Origin of the sequence: Vibrio sp. 99-8-1 (assembly GCF_013114595.1) — a bacterium.
In the GTDB taxonomy this organism is placed as follows: Bacteria; Pseudomonadota; Gammaproteobacteria; order Enterobacterales; family Vibrionaceae; genus Vibrio.
This window is the reverse complement of sequence record NZ_VTXE01000077.1, coordinates 1-995: the sequence shown is the minus strand read 5'-3', so window position 1 is coordinate 995 and position 995 is coordinate 1. Positions and strand designations below refer to the sequence as shown.

Sequence of the window (995 nt, the reverse complement as noted above, 5' to 3'; positions counted from 1 at the left end):
AGACTTTCGAAAAAGTGCTTAGGAAATGGTGGCTACTGCGGGATTTGAACCTGCGACCCCATCATTATGAGTGATGTGCTCTAACCAACTGAGCTAAGTAGCCAATCTGTCAAAGTATGGTGCGGAAGGAGAGACTTGAACTCTCACACCTTGCGGCGCCAGAACCTAAATCTGGTGCGTCTACCAATTCCGCCACTTCCGCATACTTTGTTATTCCTAGATATAATTTGAGATGGTGCGGAAGGAGAGACTTGAACTCTCACACCTTGCGGCGCCAGAACCTAAATCTGGTGCGTCTACCAATTCCGCCACTTCCGCGTCTCAATATCTATATCATCAACAGTTAATCGGTAAAAACTATTGAATGAATTGTGGTGGCTACTGCGGGATTTGAACCTGCGACCCCATCATTATGAGTGATGTGCTCTAACCAACTGAGCTAAGTAGCCATTAAAACTGAGCGAGACAATATAATACAATCTCATCTGCAATAATAGTGTTAATCACACTATTATCTAACTATGTTTGAGTTAATGTAACTTGAACATAGAAAATATGACTGGGTTACCTGCTAGATTCTAGAACAAAAGAGAACCAAGGAATGCCGGCATCAAATGTTTTTCTAGCTGTATCACAATCACTTTTTATTATGGCTGGGCTACCTGCTAGATTCTAGAACAAAAGAGAACCAGGGAATGCCGGCATCAAATGTTTTTCTAGCTGTATCACAACCACTTTTTAATATGATTGGGTTACCTGCTAGATTCTAGAACAAGAGAGAACCAGGGAATGCCGGCATCAAATGTTTTTCTAGCTGTATCACAATCACTTTTTAATATGACTGGGCTACCTGCTAGATTTTGGAACAAGAGAGAACCAGGGAATGCCTGTATCAAATGTTTTTCTAGCTGTATCACAACCACTTTTTATTATGGCTGGGCTACCTGGATTCGAACCAGGGAATGCCGGCATCAAAAGCCGGTGCCTTACCGCTT

At 42.3% G+C, this 995-nt stretch carries 4 tRNA genes; all 4 read right to left on the bottom strand.

The features are described from left to right. Positions 1–26: 26 nt before the first annotated feature. A tRNA-Met gene (locus F0227_RS21740) sits at positions 27–103 on the bottom strand. Between the two features lie 14 nt (positions 104–117). After that, positions 118–202 (bottom strand) — tRNA-Leu (locus F0227_RS21735). A gap of 31 nt (positions 203–233) precedes the next feature. Continuing rightward, positions 234–318 (bottom strand) — tRNA-Leu (locus tag F0227_RS21730). Positions 319–372: 54 nt separating this feature from the next. Beyond that, a tRNA-Met gene (locus F0227_RS21725) sits at positions 373–449 on the bottom strand. Positions 450–995: the final 546 nt, after the last annotated feature.